General features: G+C 64.6%; 15 protein-coding genes. 6 read left to right on the top strand and 9 right to left on the bottom strand.

Going from position 1 to position 21169, the window contains the following annotated elements:
* Window positions 1–97 precede the first annotated feature (97 nt).
* On the top strand, window positions 98–1366 hold the full coding sequence (locus tag FJ967_RS19840) for a low temperature requirement protein A (RefSeq protein ID WP_140733521.1): 1269 nt from the start codon (window positions 98–100) through the stop codon (window positions 1364–1366).
* Between the two features lie 53 nt (window positions 1367–1419).
* Here FJ967_RS19840 and FJ967_RS19845 read toward each other — a convergent pair whose 3' ends face one another.
* The 8 genes from FJ967_RS19845 to FJ967_RS19880 all read right to left on the bottom strand — a co-directional run bounded on the left by FJ967_RS19845 (window position 1420) and on the right by FJ967_RS19880 (window position 9924).
* Window positions 1420–1707, bottom strand: a complete 288-nt coding sequence (locus FJ967_RS19845) for a DUF1330 domain-containing protein (RefSeq protein ID WP_140733522.1) — start codon at window positions 1705–1707, stop codon at window positions 1420–1422.
* Between the two features lie 27 nt (window positions 1708–1734).
* Entirely contained in the window at window positions 1735–2448 is a 714-nt protein-coding gene (gene pyrF, locus FJ967_RS19850; RefSeq protein WP_181176013.1) for an orotidine-5'-phosphate decarboxylase, read from the bottom strand.
* Complete coding sequence (locus tag FJ967_RS19855) at window positions 2445–3041, bottom strand: NADPH-dependent FMN reductase (protein WP_140733523.1); 597 nt, start codon at window positions 3039–3041, stop codon at window positions 2445–2447. The genes pyrF and FJ967_RS19855 overlap by 4 nt, the downstream gene beginning before the upstream one ends.
* Before the next feature lie 131 nt (window positions 3042–3172).
* Window positions 3173–3778: a phospholipid N-methyltransferase PmtA gene (gene pmtA, locus FJ967_RS19860; RefSeq protein ID WP_140733524.1), complete on the bottom strand. Its 606-nt coding sequence runs from the start codon at window positions 3776–3778 to the stop codon at window positions 3173–3175.
* Window positions 3779–3928: 150 nt separating this feature from the next.
* The gene (gene dnaJ / locus FJ967_RS19865) at window positions 3929–5059 is read right to left on the bottom strand and encodes a molecular chaperone DnaJ (protein WP_140733525.1); all 1131 of its coding nucleotides are present in this window, start codon (window positions 5057–5059) and stop codon (window positions 3929–3931) included.
* 222 nt (window positions 5060–5281) lie between these two features.
* Window positions 5282–7198 carry a molecular chaperone DnaK gene (gene dnaK / locus FJ967_RS19870; RefSeq protein ID WP_140733526.1) on the bottom strand — a complete coding sequence of 639 codons (1917 nt, stop codon included), beginning with the start codon at window positions 7196–7198 and terminating at the stop codon, window positions 5282–5284.
* Window positions 7199–7460: 262 nt separating this feature from the next.
* Window positions 7461–8321, bottom strand: a complete 861-nt coding sequence (locus tag FJ967_RS19875; protein WP_140733527.1) for a hypothetical protein — start codon at window positions 8319–8321, stop codon at window positions 7461–7463.
* A 10-nt stretch (window positions 8322–8331) separates the two neighbouring features.
* A complete protein-coding gene (locus FJ967_RS19880) occupies window positions 8332–9924 on the bottom strand; it encodes an ABC transporter substrate-binding protein (protein ID WP_140733528.1) in 1593 nt (530 codons plus the stop codon).
* 412 nt (window positions 9925–10336) lie between these two features.
* Here FJ967_RS19880 and FJ967_RS19885 point away from each other — a divergent pair, with 412 nt between their 5' ends.
* The 5 genes from FJ967_RS19885 to FJ967_RS19905 all read left to right on the top strand — a co-directional run bounded on the left by FJ967_RS19885 (window position 10337) and on the right by FJ967_RS19905 (window position 20010).
* Window positions 10337–12313, top strand: coding sequence for a hypothetical protein (locus FJ967_RS19885; RefSeq protein ID WP_140733529.1), 1977 nt, complete (start codon window positions 10337–10339; stop codon window positions 12311–12313).
* A 10-nt stretch (window positions 12314–12323) separates the two neighbouring features.
* On the top strand, window positions 12324–16274 hold the full coding sequence (locus FJ967_RS19890; RefSeq protein ID WP_140733530.1) for a hypothetical protein: 3951 nt from the start codon (window positions 12324–12326) through the stop codon (window positions 16272–16274).
* A gap of 221 nt (window positions 16275–16495) precedes the next feature.
* Entirely contained in the window at window positions 16496–17173 is a 678-nt protein-coding gene (gene rpe / locus FJ967_RS19895; protein WP_140733531.1) for a ribulose-phosphate 3-epimerase, read from the top strand.
* Between the two features lie 392 nt (window positions 17174–17565).
* Window positions 17566–18312, top strand: a complete 747-nt coding sequence (locus FJ967_RS19900) for a GntR family transcriptional regulator (RefSeq protein WP_140733586.1) — start codon at window positions 17566–17568, stop codon at window positions 18310–18312.
* 171 nt (window positions 18313–18483) lie between these two features.
* Window positions 18484–20010, top strand: coding sequence for a malonyl-CoA synthase (locus FJ967_RS19905; protein WP_140733532.1), 1527 nt, complete (start codon window positions 18484–18486; stop codon window positions 20008–20010).
* A gap of 46 nt (window positions 20011–20056) precedes the next feature.
* Here FJ967_RS19905 and FJ967_RS19910 read toward each other — a convergent pair whose 3' ends face one another.
* Complete coding sequence (locus FJ967_RS19910) at window positions 20057–21169, bottom strand: NAD(P)/FAD-dependent oxidoreductase (RefSeq protein WP_140733533.1); 1113 nt, start codon at window positions 21167–21169, stop codon at window positions 20057–20059.

Below are 21169 nucleotides of genomic sequence, written 5' to 3' on the forward strand. Positions count from 1 at the left end.
CCTTCCTGCCTGGCGGCATCCGGGCGGCGGCTGAGCGCCTTGACGCGTTCGGCCTTGTCTCTAGTGTCGGCCCGAGATCACCAGCGAAGGCCGCGCGATGAACACAACGCCTGCCAGTTCCGAAATCCTGCACCACCACGTCAGGCGTATGGCCGGGCGCGATCCCCACGAGGCGCATCGTGTCGCCACCCCGCTCGAACTGCTGTTTGACCTGACCTTCGTCACCGCCTTCAGCTTTGCTTCCTCGCAGCTCGCCCATGCCCTGGCCGAAGGCCATTACACGGCGGCGTTGCTCGGCTTCGCCTTCGCCAGCTTCGCCATCTGCTGGGCCTGGATCAACTTCTCCTGGTTCTCCTCGGCCTATGACACGGACGACTGGATCTTCCGCCTCGTCACCATGGTGCAGATGATCGGCGTTCTGGTGCTGGCGATCGGCCTGCCGCGCATGTTCGCCTCCATCGAGCATGGCGAGCACCTCGACAATTCCGTGATGGTCTTCGGCTATGTGATCATGCGGCTTGCCATGATTTTCCAATGGCTGCGCGCGGCGCGGCAGGACCCCGCCCGGCGCGGCATCTGCCTGACCTACGTCACCGCCATCGCCATCGCCCAGATCGGCTGGGTGGTGCAGATACTCTTCGATTTTCCGGTGGGGACCAGCATCGTGTTGGCCATCATCCTGCTTCTGATCGAGCTGGCCGGCCCGGTGATCGCCGAACGCAGGCATGGCGGCACGCCATGGCACGCCCACCATATGGCCGAGCGCTACAGCCTGTTCGCCATCATCGCGCTCGGCGAAGGCGTCGTCGGCACGCTGGCGAGCCTCTCGGCCGTGGTCGAGGAGCAGGGCTGGTCCCTGGATGCCGCCCTGATCTGCATTGCCGGCACCGGGCTCACCTTCGGCATGTGGTGGGTGTACTACATGCTGCCCTCGGCGCCGGTGCTTCACGCACATCGCAACCGGGCCTTCGTCTGGGGCTATGGCCAGATGCTGATCGTCGCAGCCATCGTGGCGACCGGCGCCGGCCTGCATGTCGCGGCCTATTTCATCGAGCACAAGGCCCATATCGGCCCGCTGGCGACGCTGCTCGCCACCGCAATCCCCGTCGCCGTTTTCCTGGCGGCGGTCTATGCGCTCTATACCTACCTGGTCCGGCGCTTCGACCCGTTCCACATCTGGCTGCTGCTGGCGACGGCGGCGGTGGTCGTCCTTGCCATTTTCGCCGCCATCGCTGGCGTCGACATGGCCGTCTGCCTGGTCATCCTGATGCTGGCACCGGCTGTCACCGTGGTTGGCTACGAACTGCTCGGGCATCGTCACCAGGCGCAGGCACTGGCCGGCGACGCGCATCCGACCACGCCATGATCGGCTGGCGCGAGAACGGCTGGATGAGGGGTTCGGCGTTCCCGTGAAACGCTCTAGATGCCTTCGACCAGCACGATCTCGCCGTCGGCGACCTTCTGGCGGATGGCGACCGCGCGCTGATACTCCGGCGAGTGATAGCAGTCATGCGCGGCGGCGAGCGACGGAAACTCGATGATGACGTTGCGGGCGCGGCCGGGACCCTCGGCCTTTTCATGGTCGCCGCCGCGAGCGAGGAATGTCGCGCCGAAGCGCTCGAAGGCCGGCTTGGCGGCCGCGACATAATCCTTGTAGCCTTCGGCGTCGCGCACATCGACACGAGCGATCCAGTATCCCTTGGGCATGGTTTTCTCCGCTCTTTATTTGGGCCGTCAGGCCGAACGCATTTCGTCGAGAATGGCTTCGGCCGCTTCGCGTTTGTTGGCGGCGCCAACGATCGGCCGGCCGACGACGAGGTGGCTTGATCCATTGCGGATCGCTTGCCCGGGCGTCACCACGCGCTTCTGGTCGCCATGATCACTGCCTACGGGCCGGATGCCGGGCGTCACCACCGCCATGTCCGGGCCGACGATGCGGCGCACGGCCTCGGCCTCCGCGGCCGAGCAGACGATGCCGCCCATGCCCGCATGCAGCGCCTGTTCGGCGCGCCTCAGCACCAGCGTATGCGGGTCGTATTCATAGCCGACATCGATCATGTCCTGCTCGTCCATCGAGGTCAGCACGCTGACGGCAAGCAGGCAAAGTTCGCTGCCCCTGGCTGCTTCCACCGCCGACCGCATCGCCTTGGGATAGGCGTGGATGGTCAGCATGGTCATCCCCATCCTGACGATGTTCTCGACGCCCTTGGCCACGGTGTGGTCGATGTCGAGCAGCTTCATGTCGAGGAAGACCTTGGTCCCGCCGCTGGCCAGTTCCTTGGCGAAATCGAGCCCGCCGGCAAAGGCCAGCTGATAACCGATCTTGTAGAAGGAGACGATGCCGTCCAGCTCGCGCACCGCCTGCTCGGCCTCTTTCACGGTCGGTACGTCGAGGCCGACGATCAGTCTTTCCTGCATGGACCTGGCCTGCATGGTGGTGGCGATCATGCCTCGATCCGGGTCGACAGCATGCGCGAGGTTTCGATCAGCGTGCGGCATAGGTGCTCCATCGATTTGTGCAGTCTTTCATCACGGAAGCGGCCATCCCCGTCGAAAGCGTCGCCGCCTTCCGGCACTGAGCATTCCGGCGTCACCACTTCCATCTGGCAGCGCACCAGCACGGCGCGCAGATGGTTGATGCAGCGTATGCCGGCGAAGTGCCCGTTGGAGGACGAGCAGAGGCCGACGACCTTGCCGGCAAGCGGCCTCACCGGTCGGCCGCCATCCCGGCGCACCCGGCTCACCCAGTCGATCGTGTTCTTGAGCAGCGGCGGGATCGAACCGTTATATTCCGGCGTCGCGATCAGGAGCCCGTCATGCGCGGCGATCAGCCGCGCGAGCCTCTGGGCGTTTTCCGGCACGCCCTTCTCCTTTTCCAGGTCCTCGTCGAGGATCGGCAGGGAATAGTCGGCGAGCGAAATGCGGGTGACCTCGGCGCCTTGCACCGCAAGCTCCTTCTGCGCCACGTCGGCGGTCCTGCCGCTATAGGCGCCGCTGCGCACCGAGCCGGCGAAGACGAGGATTTTCGGGATCACTGGCATTGGCCACCCTTGTTCCGGGACACGTACAGCCAAGGGTCGCTCAAATCAACGGCTGGATGGGGAATAGGCAGTAGGACAGTAGGGCAGTTCCCCAGCCAATCTTTCCCCCTACTCCCCTAATGCCTTGTCTTCTAATGCGCCTCGCGCCGGTAAATCCAAAGCTGCGTCGGCGGGATGTTGCGGATGATGAAGTCGAAATGCTTGACGGTGTAATTGCCGCGCCCGGCCGGGATCGGCGACATCGGCCCATAGGTCAGCTGCACGATCGGCCGTCCGGCCGGAATGCGGTCGAGCAGGCTTTCGATGTAGGCGATGCGCTGGGCGACGGGAAAGTTTAGCAGCGGCACGCCGGAAACGACGCTGTCGAAGATCATCCCGCTTCGCTCGCCAAGCGTGGCGTTGAGGTTGAAGGCGTCGCCCTCGATGAGGTTGACCCCGGGATAGAGCTGGCGCAGATGGCGCACGAAATCCGTGTTGTATTCGACCGCGTAGAGGTTCTCGGGCCGCACGCCCTGGGCGAGGATGGCACGCGTGATGACGCCGGTGCCGGGACCGACCTCGAGCACCGGCAGGCCGGATTTGGGATTGACGATCGAGGCCATCTTGCGGGCGGTGATCGAGCTGGTAGGAACGATGGAACCGACGGTCTTGGGCTTGTCGATCCAGCCCTTGAAGAATTTGAGTTCGTCGTCGAACTTCTCGGCAAGCGCCTTCCGCAGTCCGTGACCACGTGTCATGCAAGCTCTCCTCAGCGCTCCCCGCAAGTTACTTAACACCTGGTTGACGCAAGGCAAGGCGCGGTCCTGCCGATGTCGTGGATAAGATAGGTTTCGTCGCGTACTGTTTTGCCGGTCGGCAACCCGCCTCGGCTTGCCTGCGACCGCCGGTCAACGCTCGCCGAAAGACTCGAAAAAGTCCTTCATGCGGGCAAAAAAGCCGCTCGACTGGGGGGAGTTGTCCTGCGAGGAGAGCTGTTCGAACTCTTCCAGCAATTCGCGCTGGCGCCGCGACAGGTTCTGCGGCGTTTCGACCGCCGTCTGGATGTAGAGGTCGCCGACATTGGGCTGGCGCAGCACCGGCATGCCCTTGCCCTTGAGGCGGAACTGGCGGCCGTTCTGGGTACCTTCGGTGACCTTGACCTTGGTCTGCGTGCCGTCGAGCGTGGTCACCTCGAAGGAGCCGCCAAGCGCGGCCGTGGTCATCGAGATAGGCACCTTGCAATAGAGGTCGGCGCCGTCGCGCTGGAAGAATTCGTGCGGTTTCACCGCCAGGAAGATGTAGAGGTCGCCCGAAGGCCCGCCGCGCAGGCCGGCCTCGCCCTCATTGGCCAGCCGGATGCGGGTGCCGTCCTCGATGCCGGCTGGAATGTTGACCGACAGCGAACGCTCCTCGGTGACGCGGCCCTGGCCGGCGCATTTCGGACACGGGTCCTTGATCGTCTGGCCCCGGCCCTGGCACTGCGGACACGTCCGCTCGATCGAGAAGAAGCCTTGCGTGGCGCGCACCTTGCCGTGGCCGTTGCACATCGAGCAGGTGACCGGCTGGGTGCCAGGTTTGGCGCCGCTGCCCGAGCATTCCGTGCAGGACATCGACGCCGGCACGCGGATCTGGGCGGTCTTGCCGGAAAACGCCTCTTCCAGCGAGATTTCCATATTGTAGCGCAGGTCGGCGCCGCGCTCGCGGCCACCGGAAGAGCGGCGCTGGCGCCCGCCCATCATGTCGCCGAAAATATCCTCGAAAATGTCGGCAAAGCCGCCGGCGCCAAAACCATGCGCGCCGCCATTCATGCCGCCCTGCTCGAAGGCGGCATGACCGAAACGGTCATAGGCCGCGCGCTTCTGCGGGTCCTTCAGCGTCTCGTAGGCTTCGTTGATTTCCTTGAACTTGTGCTCGCAGGCGTGATCGCCGGGATTGCGGTCGGGATGGAACTGCATGGCGAGCTTGCGGAAAGCGCTCTTGAGCTCCTTCTCGTCGGCGCCCTTCTGGACGCCCAGCGTTTCGTAGAAATCAGCTTTCATTTTTTCCCGCTGTCCGGATGCTCAACGTCTTGATGCATTGTCGCGTCGTTTGCCGGCACGTTGTTTCGATTTAGGATCGGTGCCGCCCGGATGCCAGTGCTGGCGCGCGTCTGTCCGGGTTTTTCTGTCATTTTTTCGGCGAGGCCCGCACTTTTTCAAAGATGGTTGCAAAAAAGCCCGGCTTTGCGCCGGGCTTTCCGCTTTATCTTGCCGTCAGCCGGCTCAGGCCGACTTCTTCTTGTCGTCGTCTTCGTCGATTTCCTCGAAATCGGCATCGACAACGTCGGAGTCCTTGGCGGCGTCCGCCTTGGCGTCGGCTTCGGCCGCTTCCTTCTGCGAGGCTTCGTACATGGCCTGGCCGAGCTTCATCGAAGCCTCGGCAAGAACCTGGCTCTTGGCCTCGATATCGGCCGGGTCGTCGCCCTCGGCGGCGGTCTTCAGCGCCGCGATCGCGTCGGCGATCGCCGTGCGGTCGGCCTCGGAGACCTTGTCGCCATAGTCCTTCAGCGACTTCTCCGAGGAGTGCACCAGCGCCTCGGCCTGGTTGCGGGCCTCGACGACGGCGCGCCGCTTCTTGTCGGTCTCGGCGTTGGCCTCGGCGTCCTTGACCATCTTCTCGATGTCGGCGTCGGAAAGACCGCCAGACGCCTGGATGCGGATCTGGTGCTCCTTGCCGGTGCCCTTGTCCTTGGCCGAAACGTTGACGATGCCGTTGGCGTCGATGTCGAAGGTGACCTCGATCTGCGGCACGCCGCGCGGCGCCGGCGGGATGCCGACCAGGTCGAACTGGCCGAGCGCCTTGTTGTCGGCGGCCATTTCACGCTCGCCCTGGAAGACGCGGATGGTCACGGCCGACTGCGAGTCTTCAGCGGTCGAGAACACCTGGCTCTTCTTGGTCGGGATCGTCGTGTTGCGCTCGATCAGCCGCGTGAACACGCCGCCCAGCGTCTCGATGCCGAGCGACAGCGGCGTCACGTCGAGCAAGAGCACGTCCTTGACGTCGCCCTGCAGCACGCCGGCCTGGATGGCGGCGCCCAAAGCGACGACCTCATCGGGGTTGACGCCCTTGTGCGGCTCCTTGCCGAAGAACTGCTTCACGATCTCCTGGATCTTGGGCATGCGGGTCATGCCGCCGACCAGGACCACTTCGTCGATCTCGCCGGCCTTCAGGCCGGCATCCTTGAGGGCCGCCTTGCACGGTTCGATGGTGCGCTGGACGAGATCCTCGACCAGGCTTTCGAACTTGGCGCGGGTCAGCTTCAGCGTCAGGTGCTTCGGGCCGGTCGCGTCGGCGGTGATGAAGGGCAGGTTGATCTCGGTCTGCGTCGTCGACGACAGCTCGATCTTGGCCTTTTCAGCGGCTTCCTTGAGGCGCTGCAAGGCGAGCTTGTCGGCCTTCAGGTCGATGCCCTGTTCCTTCTTGAACTCGGCCGCCAGATACTCGACCAGGCGCATGTCGAAATCCTCGCCGCCGAGGAAGGTGTCGCCGTTGGTCGACTTCACCTCGAACACGCCGTCGCCGATCTCCAGCACCGAAATGTCGAACGTGCCGCCGCCAAGGTCATAGACGGCAATGGTCTTGCCTTCCTTCTTGTCGAGGCCATAGGCAAGCGCCGCGGCCGTCGGCTCGTTGATGATGCGCAGCACTTCGAGGCCGGCGATCTTGCCGGCGTCCTTGGTAGCCTGGCGCTGGGCGTCGTTGAAATAGGCCGGAACGGTGATGACCGCCTTCTCGACCTTCTCGCCGAGATAGGCTTCCGCCGTTTCCTTCATCTTCTGCAGGATCATGGCCGAGATCTGCGAGGGCGACTGCTTCTTGCCGCCGGCCTCGACCCAGGCATCGCCATTGTCGCCCTTGACGATCTTGTAGGGGACAAGCTTCTTGTCCTTCTCCGTCACCGGGTCGTCATAGCGGCGGCCGATCAGGCGCTTGACCGCGAAGATGGTGTTTTCAGGATTGGTGACCGCCTGGCGCTTGGCCGGCTGGCCGACCAGACGTTCGCCGTCGCCCGAGATGGCGACGATGGAAGGCGTCGTGCGCGCGCCTTCCGCATTCTCGATCACCTTGGGTTCCTTGCCATCCATGATGGCGATGCAGGAATTGGTGGTGCCGAGATCGATACCGATTACTTTTGCCATTGTTCTAGTTCTCTCCGCTAAGCAGGCTTTCAGGACCCGTGAAGGCGTTCCGTCGAAAGCCCCTGTTCACAAGAAATCCCGTATGGCGACCGGGGTTCCGGTGCCGCACGGCTTGGCGCGTATATAAGAACAGGCGGCATCGGGCGCAAGCATTCTGCGCAATGAGTCCACCATCCCCGTACAGCAGTGGACAGCCGGTCCGAAAACATGCCGCCGGTGTGAGCCGGAAGGGCCGCGCCCATGCGTTCGCCTGGCCGTTTGGTCAGCCGCACACGAATTTGATCAGCGCCTGGATCATGCGGTCGTCGAATTCCTGGCGGAAGCGGTTCTTCTTCAGCCATTCCGGGTTGGAACCGGGGGTCTTGTTGGCGTCGATGACGACGCCCTTGCCGCCGACAATGAAATAGTCGATGGCGCCGAAGTCGAGATGAAGCTGGTTCCTCACATCGATCACTTCCGGCGGCACGGCGCCGCCGACCTCGTTGCTGACGATCTTCGATCCCGCGCACAATATGTCGTCATAGGTCTGCCGCATGTTCACCTCGGCCTCCAGCAGGAACATGTAGCGGTGCTTGACGATCGGCAGGTCGAGACTGTCGAAGGCGAATTTCTCGACCATCAGCCGCTCGTTGCGCCAGACCTGTGCCGGCACCTGGCCGATCGTCTCATGGACACGGTAGGGCGGGCACATGCGCTGCTTGTAGCCGGGTTCGATGAGCTTTCGGACCAGATGTGCCCCCCGCGCCCAGGCATTGCGCTGTTTTTGCCAGTGCAGTTCCGGCCGGCCCTGGCTGTTGAGGACGGTCTTGACGATCACCGGACCGGGATGCGCGTCGCCCTGCATCACCCTGAGTGACGAATAGAGATGCCGGTGGATCGACAGCGCGCGGCCATTGACGGCGCGCGCGTAGAGGTCGGCTATGTCGCGATAGGGCTCCGGCAAGGTCGTCAGGTCGACGTGAAGCAGCGCGGCCGGCGCCCGACCTGTCCGCACGGGCCGGTCCAGGACGCGCGCCGTCAACCCCGCCTTTTCGAGACCGCGCAGCAGCGACTGGATCGCATATCCTTCCCCGGAGCCGAAAATGCCCAGGCTTTCGACATAGACATCGAGGTCGGCGGACATCGCTGGAACGTTATTGATCGATGTCGACGGTCGAGAAGTCGTGATGGTCGAACGGGTCCATGACGTAACCCTGGACCCGCTCGCGCATCGGGATCGACACCACGGAATGGGCGATCAGCACCCATGGCGTCTGTTCCCTGAAGATCCTTTGCGCCTGCGCGTAGAGCTTGGCGCGGGCATTGGGGTCGACGATTCCCGCCGCCTGCTTGATCAGCTCGTCAAAGGCCGGAAAGCACCAGTTGGCGCGGTTGGTGGCGCCGACGCCGGCGCAGCCGAGCGGCACGGAAAGGAAATTGTCGGGATCGCCATTGTCGCCCGTGAAGCCGAACAGCATGGCGCCGTCGCGGTCGACCGGCTTCGAGCGGGCGAGATACTCGGCCCATTCGTAGGTGACGATCTCCGCGCCGACGCCGACCCGTTTCAGATCGGCCTGGATCATCTCCGCCATGCGCTGGGCGTTCGGATTGTACGGCCGCTGGACCGGCATCGCCCAGATTTTCATATGCAGGTCGCGCACGCCGGCATCGGCAAGCGCCTGCCTGGCGGCCTCGGGATCGAAGACGCCGTCGCGGGCGTCCCGGTCATAGGCCCAGGAGGTCGGCGGCAGCGGGTTGCGCACCAGCTTGCCGGTTCCCCGGAACACCACGTCGACAAGCGCCTTCTTGTCGATGGCCATGTCGATCGCCCGTCGCACCCTTGGGTCGTCGAACGGCTTCTGCCTTGTGTTGAAGGCGAGATAGCCGACATTCAGCCCCTCCTGTTGCATCACCTTGATGCCGGGCATCGCCTTGATCGCCTCCAGATCGGCCGGATTGGGGTAGGGCACGACATCGCATTCGCCGGCGCGCAGCTTTTCCAACCGGACGCTGGCGTCCGTGGTGATGGCGAAGACGAGATCGTCGATCTTGGCCCGTCCGCGCCAGTAGTCCGGATTGGCCCGGTAGCGGATGACCGCATCCTGCTGGTAGTCGGCAAGCTGGAACGGCCCGGTTCCGACCGGTTTGGTCGCCAGGTCGAGCGGCCGCTTCTCGGCGATCAGCCTGTCGGCATATTCCTTCGAGACGACCGATGCGAAATCCATCGCCAGATTGGCAAGCATCGGCGCGTGGGGCGCCTTGAGCGTCAGTTCGACAGTGTAATCGTCGAGCTTGCGCCACTTGTCGACCAGCCTCGGCATGCCCATGCCGTCGAAATAGGTGTACTGGCGGTTGGCGTAATTGTGGAAAGGGTTCGCCGCGTTTCCCTGCCGGTCGAAGGTGAACAGCACGTCGTCGGCGTTGAAGTCGCGGCTCGGCGAAAAGCCCTCGATGGCGTGGAACTTCACGCCGTGCCGCAGGTGGAACGTGTATCTGAGGCCGTCCTCGGAGATGGTCCAGCTTTCGGCAAGACCGGGCCGCACCTTCGTCGTGCCCGGTTCGAACTCGACAATGCGGTTGTAGAGCGTGGTGGCGGAAGCATCGCGGGTGCCCGAGGCCAGCGCGGGATCGAACGTGTCGGGGCTGGCTTCGGTGCAATAGACGAGTGTCTTGGACGCCCAGGATTGAACCGGCGATGCCGCCAGCACCAGGGTCGTAAGCAAAAGAAGAACGCGCCTGCCCACCATCGTCCCCTCCCGTGTTTCAGGCAACGCTAACAGAAGGCCGGGGCCAACAGAAGGCCGGTGGCTGGCGCAAGAGCCTGCAGAACGCTTGCGCGTGAACCTTTCCGCGCCGCCCGGCGACTGATGTCCAGGTGCCGCATGGTGCGGTGCCGGAAAGGAAGCCCCCATGACCAGCAACCCAGAGGCCCCGTGGTCTCCGGGACCAGCGGGAGCTCGGCGCGACCACCGCCTTCGGGACGAGGTCGATGCGCTGGGCTTCCGGTTGATTCCGTTGACCCTGCGGAAGAGCAAGCGTATTCTAATGGAGAGGAAAGCAGACAATTCGATCAGGGAAGACCGTGCCGGACCACCGCGCCCTGCCCTGATTTGCGCGGCGACGCCGGACGCTCATCCCGTGGCTAACGGGGGTAGCTTGATGTCTCGCGTCCATGGCTCGTTCGCCTCTTCTCTTGATTTTGGCGGCCGTTTGCGCGCCGCATTGCAGGCTGGCGGCCTGCTGGCGCTGGCCGCCAGCCTGTGGCTGGGCGGCGTGGCCCGCGCGCAGGAAACCCAGATCATCTATCCCGGCTCGATGGCGGTCACCGGTTTCCCCGGGACGGTCATTCCCAATCTGGATGAGGGCCTGCCGCCCGGTGTCGATCCGGTCGACGAAACCTTCATCGATACCTCGCGCGCCACCTTGCGGATATTCGACGTTTCGCATCTGGGTGGTCCGGCCTCCGGCCAGCTCGTCTTCACCCCGCCGCCCTTCGAGGTGACGGCAGGCCAGATCGGCGAGGTCTTCGGCCTCACCTATGACGACGGCGTGCGCGACGGTGTGCCATCAGGTATCCCCAACCTTTATGCCGCCGCGACCTCGCTGCATGGCATCGAGATCGTCACGCCGGACGCCGACAATGACGGCAGGCCGGAACGGCAGCGCCGCGGCACGGCGGGCGCCACCTTCATGGAGGGCCAGTTCGGCACCGAAAACGGCGGCGGACCGGGCACCATCTGGAGGATCGACGGCATATCGGGCGCCGTCTCGAAATTCGCCGACATCGACACCAACAGCGGCCCCGGCATCGGCAACATCACCTTCGATCCCGTCCACCGCCAGTTCTTCGCCTCCGACCTCGACACCGGTCTGATCCATCGCATCGACGCCGGCGGCAAGCTGGTCGACACGTTCGACCACGGCGTCGCCGGACGCCCGGCGCATGGGCTGGCCCCCGTCGCCGACGACGGCGCCGTGATGGACATACAGGGTGCCGCCTTCGACACCGAAGATCCCGAGACCTGGGGCTACACCCAGGACGCGCGCCGCGTCTGGGCCGTCTCCTTTCATGGCGGCCGGCTCTATTATTCGGTCGGCGAAAAGTCGGAAATCTGGTCGGTGGGCATTGCCCGCGACGGCACTTTTGCCGGCGACCCGCGCTGGGAGCTGACGGTCAAGGCCGACAAGGATTACGCCGTCACCGACATCGCCTTCGACAACAGCGGCTTCATGTATCTCGCCCAGCGCGGCCCGGTCGAAAACCGCTATGATTACAGCCGCTTCGCCGATTCCGGCAAGGGCGAGGTGATCCGCTATTTCAGAGAGGATCCGGACGATCCCACGACGGAATCGGTCTGGGTGGAAGTGCCGCAGGAATACGCGGTCGGCTTCCCGCAGGGCAACAGGCAGTCGGCCGGCGGCCTCGACCTGCAATATGGCTATGATTCCGACGGCAATCTCGACACCTCCGTCTGTACGCAGACCCTGGTAAACACCGGCGACAAATTGCGTGACAATCCCGAGCTCGCCGAAAAACTCGCCGCCGGCGGCCCGCTCGCCGTGCATGGCGTCCAGATCACGCCCAAGGACCTGGTCAAGCCGGCCAATGTGCCGCCCTTCGGCTCCTGGTTCGTCGATTTCGACGGCTATTTCGAGGATCCGGAAGTGGAAGGCCATGTCGGCGACGTCGCCGTCTGGCACCCTTGCGAAGGCCGTGCCGGCTATTACGAGGAAATACCGGGCGGCTACGAGCCTCCCTTCTACCCGCCGGACTTCCCACCGCCGGGCAACCTGCCTCCGTGTCTCGATGTCGAGGACGTGCAGTATTTCTGCACGCCGCGCGGTCTCGAGGCCGATCTCTATCTCCATGACCATGCCGGCTTCGGCGGCGATTCGATCAAGGTCCAGCCTTCCAACGAGACGAAGTCCAGGACGCCAGGCGTCGGGGTGACCACACCCATGTCGCATGTGCCAGGCAAGCCCTACACGATCAACATCACCGGCCACTATCCGGGCGACAGAGTGGATGTCGGCCTGTGCTTCTACAGAAAGTCCGACAAGGACAAGGGTGGCTACTACCCTTGCTGCAAGATGACCTTGCCGCTCCGCACCCCAGCCGTCAGCTGCGAACGTTGAGGAGGGGAAGATGAAAAATCTCGCACTCTCCCCGTTCGCGAAAACCGTCACGGAGACGATCATGAACCCCCTGTCATATGCCAGGCGCGGTGCGCGCTGGCTGATGGCGGCCGGTATCGCGGTCGCCGCCCTTGCTCCCGTGCAAGGTCATACGGAGGACGCCGCTCCGATCACTCCCGAACTGAGGCTCGACCTCGACAATTCCCGTGTCGTCAATCCGAGGCCCGAGCGGGTCGTGCCCTTCTTCACCAAGAGGGGCACCCAGCGAAGCTGCGACTATGTCGTCTATTCGCTGAGCTTCGGCCTGCGCGGCGATCCGCAGGGTTTCGCCGATCCGGGCATGATAGCCCTGTTGAAGAAGCTCAAGATCGAGTTCAAGGACCAGCTTCCGCACGGCCTTTCCATCGTCGGCGCGCATGTGTCGGGAGACGGCACGGACGCGTCCGGCGGACCGCTGCCCGGCGTTTCGGTCAGCACATCGGCAGGTCCGAACGATACGGCAACGGTCTCCGATTTCAGGCTCTCGGCCGCCGATCTCGACGGTGCGGGCGCCGCCAATGAACGCGTCGTCACCTTCCAGATCACGGCCAGGATCGACCATGCGGCGTTTCCTTCGCCAACGGTTATCGACAATCAGGGCCTGATCAAGGTGACCAACGGAGCCGGCACCGGGACGATCATCCCGTCGCAGGATCCGAGCAAGCCCGATGACGGCGACTACAAGACCGGCGTAAAGACGTCGATCCGCATCGACCTCACCAATTGCGACAAGCGGCCTCCGCCTCCCGACCAGGAGTGCTTCAAGGTCGAGCGCGGCACGGTCGACTGCGTGCCCGGCGGCGGCGCCTTCATCTATCACATGCCGGTCGGCCCAGAGATGGCCGGCAAGTGGGTGCAGGTGTCGACGACCACCCCCGGCATCACCATCGTCCCCGACACCCAGAAGGTGCCGGCGGGCGGCGGCGTGCTCGACTGGAAGATCGTCGGCGCATCGCCCGGCGATGCCATCCACCTCATCGTCACCGGCATCGAGACCTATGCCGGGCCGAAGGAGGGCTGGGGCCTGTGCTGCACACAGACCATCGACGTCGTCATCCCGCGTGACCTCAGATGCCCGCCCAGGGACAAGGAACCGGACCTCAAGGTCGAGAAGCGCGCCGACGTGACGCGCTGCACGATGGCCGGCGGCTGCGACTTCACCATCCGCGTCACCAATGTCGGCACCGGCCCCTATAACGGCAAGATAGTGCTCGACGAAGTGACGCTGCCGGCCGGTTCGACGCTGAGTTCGGGGCCCAATCCGCCCTGGGTCTGCGCGCCCGGCGCCACCCCGATGACTTGCACCTATCCGGTGACCACGCTCAATCCGGGCGCCTTTGTCGACCTCAAGCTCGGCTTCAAGCCGGCGGCGGGTTGGCAGGGCAAGGTGCTGCGCAACTGCGCCACCTACAACTATCCGGCCAGCGGCAAGCCGCTGTTCGGCAGCCAGGACAACGACCGCGGCTGCGCCTCGATCCCGATCTGCCGTCGCGGCGATCGTGACCGCGACTGCCAGCCCCCGGTCGAGAAGAAGGTCGACCTGATCCTGAAGAAGCGCGCCCGCATTCCGGTCTGCACGCCGGACGGCGTCTGCTACTTCGTCATCGACATCATCAACAACGGCACGTCGACCTATAACGGGCCGCTGACGGTGATCGACAATTACCCCAGCGGCGCGCCGACATCCTCGACCTTCGGCCCGAGCCCGCCCTGGTCATGCGGTCCGAACGGCCCCGGCCAGTTCCGTTGCGATAATGCCGGCATCTCGCTGCCTCCGGGCGCCTCGACGCCGATCGTCGTCAAGACGGTGGTTCCGGCCAGCTACCGGTCGGACACGGTGGAGAACTGCGCCGAGGTGAAGCCTATCCCCGGTGAGGTCGACCTCACCAACAACAAGGCCTGCGCCACGGAACGGATCCGTCATCCCAATGGCGGCCAACCCGGCCTGCGCATCACCAAGGTGTGCAGCGGCTCGCTGGCCGGTGCGGCATTTGTCTCTTGCCGCATCACCGTCACCAGCGTCGGCACCGCCGCCCCCACCGGTCCGGTGCGGGTCAACGACGCCGCGACCCTGGTGTCGGGCGGCGCGCCCGTCCAGATCCAGACCGTCACCCCTGACGGCGTGGAATGGGCGTGCGGACCGGTCCCGGCCAACACGCTGTCCTGCCAGATTCCCGGCGCCGTCATGACGCCTGGAACCTCCAGGCACTTCGACGTGACGGTCTCGGCCAATGGCGAGTTCGAAAACTGCGCGCGCGGCTCCTATGGGCCGGCGCAAGGCGACGACGTCGTCTATCCGATCGGCCAGGCCTGCGCCAAGGGCGGCGGCTCCTCGACCATCCGTGTCGAGAAGACCGGCGACCGCGAATGCAAGCTCGGCCAGCCCTGCTCATTCGACATCACAATCACCAATGATGGAACGAGCCCCTTCTCCGGCCCGGTTCGCATCGGCGATGCGATCGGGGTGGACGGGCTTGGCCGGCTCGAAGGCGTCGAGATCACCTCGATCGACCCGCCCTTCGGCTGTTCGCCGGAGCCGGCAACCTTGCCGGCCTCCTGCATCGCCAACCTGACGCTCGGCGCCGGGGAAAGCCGGACGCATCACGTCACCGTGGTCATCCCCGATGACGGGCGCCTCGCCAACCTGCAAGGCAACGTCAATGGCCAGAACTGCGTCGGCGTGCTGTCTCCCGACACACGCGTCCAGGGCGGCGGCGACATCCTGTCCAAGGATGCCACCAACGTGCAGGGCGATCGCGGCAAGGCCTATGCATGCCACCCCTTCATCATCACCCATGAGGTGAAAAAGGAGTGCTCGGCGGGCTTTGTCATGAACGACGCCGGCAGATGCGTCTGCCCGGAAGGCACCACCTTCCGCAACGGCCAGTGCACCGGCGGCGGCACCAATGTTCTGCCGACGCCACCGCCGCCGCCGAAGCGCTGCGTGCTGCTCGAAGGCCAGATCCGCACCGAGGACGGACGTTGCATCTGCCCGCGCGGCACCGAGCTGGAGAACGGCGCCTGCGTCAAGACCGACAGGCCCGAGCAGTGCACCATCCGTGGCCAGGTCCACAATGCGGACGGCGACTGCGTCTGCCCGCAAGGGACCGAGGTGCGCAACGGCGCCTGCCGCCCGATGCGGCCGAAGCCCGAGCAGTGCACCATCCGTGGCCAGGTTCACGATGCGGACGGCGACTGTGTCTGTCCGCAAGGCACCGAGGTGCGCAACGGCGCCTGCCGGCCGGTGCGGCCGAAGCCCGAGCAGTGCACCATCCGTGGCCAGGTCTACAATGCGGACGGCGACTGCGTCTGCCCGCAGGGAACCGAGGTGCGCAACGGCGCCTGCCGCCCGATCCGGCCGAAGCCCGAGCAGTGCACCATCCGTGGCCAGGTCCACAATGCGGACGGCGACTGTGTCTGCCCGCAAGGGACCGAGGTGCGAGACAGGGCCTGCCGGCCGATCCGGCCGAAGCCTGACCAGTGCATCATCCGTGGCCAGGTTCATGACGCGAATGGCGATTGCGTCTGCCCGAGGGGCACGGAGGTGCGGGATGGCGCCTGCCGGCGCAAGCAGCCGCAACAGGAGCAGTGCGACATACGCGGCCAGATCCACAACAAGCGTGGTGAATGCGTCTGTCCGCGTGGCACCGAGGTGATCGACGGCGCATGCCGCAGGCCCAGGCAGCAAAGCGAATGCGCTCCGGGCTCGCAGATGATCAATGGCCAGTGCCAGCCGATCTTCAAGCGGCGCTGCCCGGAAGGCACGGTCGGGCGCTATCCGAACTGCCGGCCGATGCGCGGGCAACCGTCGCTGGAGCTCAACCCGGGCCAGTTGCTGCAGGTGCTGCCGCGGCGCAGGCAGCAGGTCGAGCAGCAACAGGAACCGATTCCAAACCGGATCCTGAAACTCCAGCAGCAATAGGCATCTGCGCGACGCCAGACCAGAAACCCGCCGGAGCAGTCCGGCGGGTTTTCCTTATGGCGGCGTGCACACCGAAATTGGCGACGACGATGCGATCGCGGATGTCGCAGCACCGCGCCGCCTGGGGGCCGCCGTTCCTGTACCCTCGACAAGTCACCCATGGCGCATTAGGCAGTCGACTGAGAGCCGGATGTAAAAGGCGCTCGGAAAGGCCGTATCCCATGAGCAAAAAAACCTTGATCGCGCCATCGGTGCTGGCGTCTGACTTTTCCAGGCTCGGCGACGAGGTCGAGGCGGTGGCGGCGGCCGGAGCCGACTGGATCCATCTCGATGTCATGGATGGCCATTTCGTGCCCAACATCACCTTCGGCCCGCCCGTCATCAAGGCGATCCGCAACCGCACCAAGGCCTTTTTCGACTGCCATCTGATGATCGCGCCCGCCGATCCTTATCTTGCCGCCTTCGCCGAGGCCGGCTGCGACGGCATGACGGTGCATGCCGAGGCCGGGCCGCATCTCGACCGCTCGCTGCAGACCATCCGGAACCTCGGCAAGAAGGCCGGTGTCTCGCTCAATCCGGCGACGCCGGAAACGGCGATCGAATATGTGCTCGACCGGCTCGACCTGATCCTGATCATGACCGTCAATCCGGGTTTCGGCGGCCAGGCCTTCATCCCGGCAATGGTCGACAAGGTGAGAAGGGTCAAGGCGCTGATCGGCGACCGGCCGATCCGTATCGAAATCGACGGCGGCGTCTCGCCGGAAACCGCGCCGCTGGTCACATCGGCCGGTGCCGATGTGCTGGTGGCGGGTGCCGCCATCTTCAAGGGCGGCAATGTCGAAGCGTATCGCGCCAATATCGAGGCGATCAGGACGGCGGCCGACAAGGCCGCCGGCTAACACAACACGCTCGCTACGTTCGAATTTCGGAAGGCCGGCTAAGCGTTCCGTAAGGCGCCGTCCGAAGGCTCCTTGCGAATCAGAGCCGCGCGGCCCGCTTGATTCGGTCACGCCCGTCCGTTGTTTTCGCGCGCGACAGAAAAGATGATCGCGTGGGCACACAAAGGATAGATGATCCTGCGTGCATACAAAACACGTTAAGTTTCTACTGGTTGCAGGCCTGTGCGAATTCGCGGCGTCGACCGATGGGTTTTGGCATATTTCTTTGTCCTAAAGTACAATAACACGATCTTGTGCTTGAGGGTCTTGGCTCGGCCGCTATATGGTACATGTACGGAATGGAATGGTACGGACTCGAATTGCCCAACACAGTTGGAGACAAGGAGTCGCTTTTGACATATGGAGCTGCCAATCTGAACGATGACCGCACGGGAGCCAAGAGCACGCTTGCCAGCACGGTCTATCATCAATTGCGTGATGATCTTCTTGGCGGCGCTCTTGAAGCAGAAAGCAAGCTGCGGGTCGAATGGGTTGTTTCCAAGTATGGGGCGGGCGCCTCTCCGGTTCGTGAAGCCCTCAATCGCCTTGCCTCCGAAGGTCTCCTGGGCCGCCACGACCAGCGCGGCTTCTTCATCATGCCAATCACCTCCGGGGAGTTGGAGGAGCTGACGCGCACACGCTGCTGGCTCGAGGAGCGGGCGTTGCGCGAATCGATCGCCCACCGCACCGCCGAATGGGAAGAACAATTGGTACTGGCTCTGCATCGCCTGGGGCGCGCCTCGCGTCTTTCGCCGCAAAACCTCTCTTCACTCAATCCGGACTGGGAGAAAATGCATCGTACCTTCCACCGGTCGCTGATTTCGGCCTGCCGGTCGCATTGGCTGGTGGGTTTCTGCGAACAGCTTTCCGATCACGCCTATCGCTACCGTCAGATGGCCAATGACGGCGGCAGCGTCCAGCGCGACGATTTCGCCGAACACCGGCTGATCGCCGAGAATGCGCTGGACGGAAACGCGGATGACGCCGTCAAGGCCCTGATCGACCACTACGAACTGACCGCCGCCATGTGCATGGAACGCTTCAAGCAAGACGAGCCGCCAAAGCTCGCCGCCATCCCAGACCAGCGCGCCGACCGTTGATGACTGTTTGATCCCTGGGCTTTGCTGGCCCATCCCTGGAATTTTCGGGTGAGTGCACGCCGCGCCGCCGGTTGCTGTCTTGACGACAGAGCCTGGAAACGCGAACGCTTCGCCGCGTGCCGACCTCAGACCGGGGCAGGCGCAAAAATTGCCATCACCCAGGAAGACTTCATGAGCAATCATCTGTTCGATGCATTCCGGTCCCGGATGCCGGCATCGGGGCATCCGTTGATGGAAACCGACGATGGGCGCTCGCTCACCTATGGCGACATGCTGGCGCGCTCGGCGCAACTCGCGCATACGCTCCTGCAGATGGGTGTCGCGCCCGGCGACCGGGTTGCCGTGCAGGTCGAGAAGAGCCCGGAGATGGTCTTGCTCTATCTCGCCTGCGTGCGCGCCGGCGCCGTCTTCCTACCGCTCAACACCGCCTATACGCTGGCCGAACTCGGCTATTTCTTCGGGGATGCGGCACCCCGGGTGATCGTCTGCGATCCGGGGCGGTCGGCCGATATCGCAGGCATGGTCGAGCCGTCCGGCGCCGTCGTGGTCACGCTCGACCGCAATGGCCGGGGATCGCTCGCCGACCAGGCATCGCGTCAGTCCTCCGATTTTCATGATGTCGAGCGCGGCGCCGACGATCTTGCGGCGATCCTCTACACGTCGGGAACGACCGGCCGTTCGAAAGGCGCCATGCTCAGCCACGAGAATCTTGCCTCGAACGCGCGGGTGCTGGTCGAGCAATGGCGCTTCACCAGCGATGACGTGCTGATCCACGCGCTGCCGATCTTCCACACGCACGGCCTGTTCGTCGCCACCAACGTCGTCCTGATGGCCGGCGCCTCGATGCTGTTCGAGCAGAAATTCGACGCCGGCCGCATCGTCTCGCTGCTGCCGCGCGCCACCGTGCTGATGGGCGTGCCGACCTTCTACACCAGGCTGCTGCAGCAGGAGGGTCTGGGTCGCGAGGCGGCGAGAGCCATCCGTCTGTTCGTGTCCGGTTCCGCGCCGCTGCTGGCAGAGACGCATAAGGCATGGCGCGAGCGCACCGGCCACGCCATTCTCGAGCGCTACGGCATGACCGAGACCAACATGAACACCTCCAATCCCTACGAGGGCGAGCGCCGGGCCGGCACGGTCGGTTTTCCCTTGCCGGGCGTGTCGCTGCGCATCGCCGATCCCGATTCCGGCAAGCCGCTGGCCCAGGGCGAGGTCGGCATGATCGAGGTGAAGGGTCCCAACGTCTTTGGCGGCTACTGGCGCATGCCGGAGAAGACCAAGGCGGAGTTCCGCGCCGACGGTTTCTTCATCACCGGCGACCTCGGCATGATCGACGCCGACGGCTACGTCCACATTGTCGGCCGCGGCAAGGACCTGATCATCTCGGGCGGCTACAATGTCTATCCGAAGGAGCTTGAAAGCGAGATCGACGCGCTCGACGGCGTCCTGGAAAGCGCCGTCATCGGCCTTGCCCACGCGGATTTCGGCGAAGGCGTCACCGCCGTCGTCGTGCGCTCGCCCGGGTCGGCGATCACCGGCGCCGAGATCCTCGACGCCATCGCCGGCCGCATGGCCAAGTACAAGCATCCGAAACAGGTTCTCTTCGTCGAGGAGCTGCCGCGCAACACGACGGGCAAGGTGCAGAAGAACCTCTTGCGCGATAGCTACAAGGATCTCTACATCAAAAATAAAGCCGGCTAAGGATATCCGATCCGGCTGGTCCTGCTTCGGCGCGCCCCGCGAAAACTCAGGTGCGATACAAGAGCTCGACGACGTGGTCGGCAATCGCCAGGCTCGCCGTCAGGCCTGGGCTTTCGATACCGAACAGATTGACGATGCGGCCCGCGCCGTGATCGGCCGGCCCCTGTATCTGGAAGTCGGCTGCGGGCTGCCCCGGTCCCGACAGTTTCGGCCTGATGCCGGCATAGGCCGGTTGCAGCGCGCCGTCGGCAAGATCGGGCCAATAGCGGCGGATTGCGGCGTAGAAGACGGCGCTTCGGCCGGGATCGACCGTGTAGTCCACGCCGTCGATCCATTCGACGTCGGGGCCAAAGCGTGCATTGCCGGCCAGGTCGAGCGTCAGATGGACGCCGAGCCCGCCTTCGACCGGAACCGGATAGATCAGCCGTGAAAAGGGCGACCGCCCCGGCAGCGCGAAATAGTTGCCGCGCGCCAGCCACTGGTGCGGGATCAGTCCCCTGGGAAAGCCTTCGATGCGGCCGGCGACAGCCTGTGCGTCGAGGCCGGCGGCGTTGACGAACGTATCGGCTTCGAGGCTGAAACCCTCGCCACTGGCGTCGCGCGTGTCGATCCGGATACCGCCGGCTTCGATCGCAGCGCCCGCGACGGACGTGAGGAAGGCAAAGGACGCGCCGGCGGCTTCCGCGTCGCCGCGCAGCGACAGCATCAGCGCGTGGCTGTCTACGATGCCGGTCGATGGCGACAACAGCGCGCCGGTGCAGGTCAGCGCCGGTTCCAGGCTCTCGGCCTCGCCGCGCGTCAAAAGCTCGAGATCGCCGACGCCGCAGCGCTTCGCATTGGCCTCGATCGCCTGCAATCCGTCCGCCTGGCCGGGCTCGCTGGCGACAATCAGCTTGCCGGCGCGGCGATGGCCGATGCCGTGTTCGGCGCAGTAGGCGTAGAGCAGCCGGCGCCCTTCGACGCAGAGCCGGGCCTTCAGGCTGCCAGGCGCATAATAGAGCCCGGCATGGATGACTTCCGAATTGCGCGAACTGGTGACGGTGCCGATCGCGTCGGCCTTTTCGATCACCACCACCTCGCGACCCGACAAGGCAAGCGCCCTGGCAATGGCAAGCCCGACGACGCCTGATCCGGCGACGACACAATCGATTGTCTGCAT

This window comes from Mesorhizobium sp. B2-3-4, assembly GCF_006442315.1.
In the GTDB taxonomy this organism is placed as follows: Bacteria; Pseudomonadota; Alphaproteobacteria; order Rhizobiales; family Rhizobiaceae; genus Mesorhizobium.